The 2,557-nt window shown below is 73.4% G+C and carries 5 protein-coding genes; 3 read left to right on the plus strand and 2 right to left on the minus strand.

The genetic code is table 11. The annotated features are described in order from the left end of the window. The coding region (locus VGD93_RS13445; protein WP_395012666.1) for a hypothetical protein at positions 1 to 334 on the plus strand (334 nt) is incomplete at its 5' end. Positions 335 to 387: 53 nt separating this feature from the next. Further along, positions 388 to 1,275, plus strand: a complete 888-nt coding sequence (locus VGD93_RS13450; protein WP_395012667.1) for a sulfurtransferase — start codon at positions 388 to 390, stop codon at positions 1,273 to 1,275. Between the two features lie 47 nt (positions 1,276 to 1,322). On the opposite strand, the gene VGD93_RS13455 is transcribed toward VGD93_RS13450, so the two are convergent. Beyond that, positions 1,323 to 1,733: a hypothetical protein gene (locus VGD93_RS13455; protein WP_395012668.1), complete on the minus strand. Its 411-nt coding sequence runs from the start codon at positions 1,731 to 1,733 to the stop codon at positions 1,323 to 1,325. Between the two features lie 9 nt (positions 1,734 to 1,742). Between VGD93_RS13455 and VGD93_RS13460 the strand changes: the two genes are divergently transcribed. Then, positions 1,743 to 2,186 (plus strand): hypothetical protein, encoded by a 444-nt coding sequence (locus tag VGD93_RS13460; protein WP_395012669.1) that lies wholly within the window; start codon positions 1,743 to 1,745, stop codon positions 2,184 to 2,186. Positions 2,187 to 2,319: 133 nt separating this feature from the next. Here the strand turns inward: VGD93_RS13460 and VGD93_RS13465 are convergent. After that, a partial coding sequence (locus VGD93_RS13465; protein ID WP_395012670.1) for a hypothetical protein occupies positions 2,320 to 2,557 on the minus strand: 238 nt, incomplete at its 5' end.

Below are 2,557 nucleotides of genomic sequence, written 5' to 3' on the forward strand. Positions count from 1 at the left end.
CGTGGGTTCGACGCTGGCCGGCGGCCTGGCGATGCTGGCCGGCGGCGTGTCGCCCTGGAACTGGCGCGGCGCGGCGTGGCTCCTGCCGATGGGGCTGCTCGCCTCGGCGGGCCAGCTCGCCATGACCCGCTCCTACAGCACAGGCGCGACGCTGGTGGTCGCCAACCTGCAGTACTCGGGCCTCCTGTTCGGGGCGATCTTCGGCGTGACGCTGTTCGGCGACCGGATCGGCCTGGCGGGCTGGAGCGGCATGGCCCTGATCGTGGCCAGCGGCCTCGCCGCCACGATACTGCGCAGCCGCGCGGCGCCCGGATCGCCCGCGCACGACCACTGAGCAGCCGGGGGCGCGGGATAATCCGCCCTCCATCCGAAGCAGGGACCGCAAGCATGTACACCACGCTGATCTCCGTCGATGAACTCCAGCGGCTGCGCGCGAGCGACGCGCCGCTCATGATCTTCGACTGCAGCTTCGACCTCATGAACCCGGCCGCCGGCGAGGAGCAGTACCGCCAGGCGCACATCCCGGGCGCGGTCTACGCGCATCTCGACACCGCGCTCAGCGACCAGGGCGTGGTCGAGCCGGACGGCACGCATCACCCGCATCCCGACGCGGCATCGGGCGGCCGCCACCCGCTGCCGAGCCGCGAGAAGTTCGCGATGTGGCTCTGTGCCGTCGGCTTCGCCAACGACATGCAGGCGGTGGTCTACGACCGGCAGGGGGCGAACTACTGCGGCCGGCTCTGGTGGATGCTGAAGTGGGCAGGCCACGACGCGGTGGCCGTGCTCGACGGCGGCCTGCAGGCGTGGCAGGCCGCCGGCGGCGAGGTGACCGACCGCGAGGAGCCTTCGCACTTCCAGTCGAACTTCAGGCTCGGACCCGAACGGACGCGGCTGGCGACCACGCGCGACGTCCAGCAGCGGCTCGGCCAGCCAACGCAGACCGTGATCGATGCCCGCGCGACGCCGCGCTTTCGCGGCGAAGTGGAGCCGCTCGATCCGGTGGCGGGCCACATTCCGGGCGCGCTCAACCGCCCGTTCTCGCAGAACATGGGCCCCGACGGCAAGTTCAAGCCACCAGCGCAGCTGCGACAGGAGTTCGAGGCGCTGCTGGCGGGGCGCGATCCTCGCAGCGTGGTGCACCACTGCGGCAGCGGCGTGAGCGCGGTGCCGAACGTGATCGCGATGGAAGTCGCCGGCCTGGGGCCGACGGCGCTCTACGCCGGCAGCTGGAGCGAGTGGTGCAGCGACCGCTCGCGGCCGGTGGAAAAAGGCTGAAGCTCACCGGGCGCAACCCGCGCCGGTGAGTCTCGAACACGCAGGCTTCAACGCTGGCCGGTCTGGCCGGTGGCGCTGCCTTCCGGCACGCTGCCACCCGGCGCGGTGGTCGCACTGGTCCCGGTCCCGGCCGGGGAGCTGGCCGGGCCGGATCCCATGCCGCCTTGCAGCCCGCTGCCGGCCGGCGGGGCCTGCCCGACGGTGCCGCTGCCGGTAGCGCCGGGCACGGCATCGCCGCCCGACGAACCGGGATGCGGCGCGGAGCCGGCGACACCGGACGGCCCTCCCGGCGCACTGTCGCCCGCCGCCGGCGTCACCACCTGGGTGGGAGTGCCGGTCCCGGGCCTGCCGGGGGCGTTCGGGTTCGCCGTCGCCCCCGAATCGGCGCCCCGGCCGCAGCCCGCCAGCCCCAGCGAGGCGGCGGCCGCGACGATCAGGGCGCAGGTGCGGACCGGCATCAGCGGGTCGTGGTCGTGGTGGAGCTGGTCGAGCCCGTCACGCCGGAGGTGCCGCCCATGGAGCTGCCGGTGCCGGTGGAACCGCTGCCCGAAGCGCCCGTCGTGCCGCCCGAGGCATCGCTGCCGGTCGAGCCGGTCGTGCCGCCGGTGCCGGACGCGCCCATCGAGCTCGTGCCGCCCGTCGTGCCGCTCGCGCCCGCCGTGGTGTCGGTGCTGCTGCCGGTGGTGCCGCCCGTGGTCCCCGCCGTGCTGCCGGTGGTCGTGTCGGCCGAGCCGGACGTGCCGGCCGTGCTGGACGGGCTCGTGGTCGTGCTGGACGAGGTGGCGGAACTGCCCGCGCCGGCTCCGGCGTCGTCGTTCTTGCCGCAGGCGCTCAGGGACAGGGCGCCGACGATGGCCAGCGCGGCGGCGGCGGTTTGGGTGAGAGACATCTTCATCAGGGTAACTCCTTGAGGGTATGTTCGGGATTGACAGGGGCAACGCGTTCGGGTCGCCCTGGGTGCACTCTAGGCATCCGTGGCGCCCCGGCTGTCGGTACCTGATGATGTTCGGTGTAGGACAAGCGCAGAGGCACGGGTGCGGCGCCTCAGCGGCGGCTGCCGCGCTCCTGCGGGGTCTTGCTCTGCTGCTTCATCGCTCCTTCCGCGGCGCGCCCGCGGCCGTCGCCGCCGCTGTCGGCCGTGCCGGCGTCCTGCGCCTGCATGTCGGCGTCCGGCGTGCTGACCTTGTTCTTGGTGTCCACTTCCTTGGCGCTGTCGCGCGGCTCGCGGCCGCCCGAGCGCGACTTGCTCGCTGGGTTCATGTTCGGCTCCTTGGTGACGATG

It is taken from the genome of Devosia sp., from assembly GCF_036406155.1.
Classification (GTDB): Bacteria; Pseudomonadota; Alphaproteobacteria; order Rhizobiales; family Devosiaceae; genus Devosia_A.

What these genes read in the sequence shown, in the direction of transcription:
- VGD93_RS13455 (WP_395012668.1), bottom strand. Translation starts at nt 1,733, where the DNA reads ATGCCGGTCCGCACCTGCGCCCTGATCGTCGCGGCCGCCGCCTCGCTG.
- VGD93_RS13450 (WP_395012667.1), top strand. Translation starts at nt 388, where the DNA reads ATGTACACCACGCTGATCTCCGTCGATGAACTCCAGCGGCTGCGCGCG.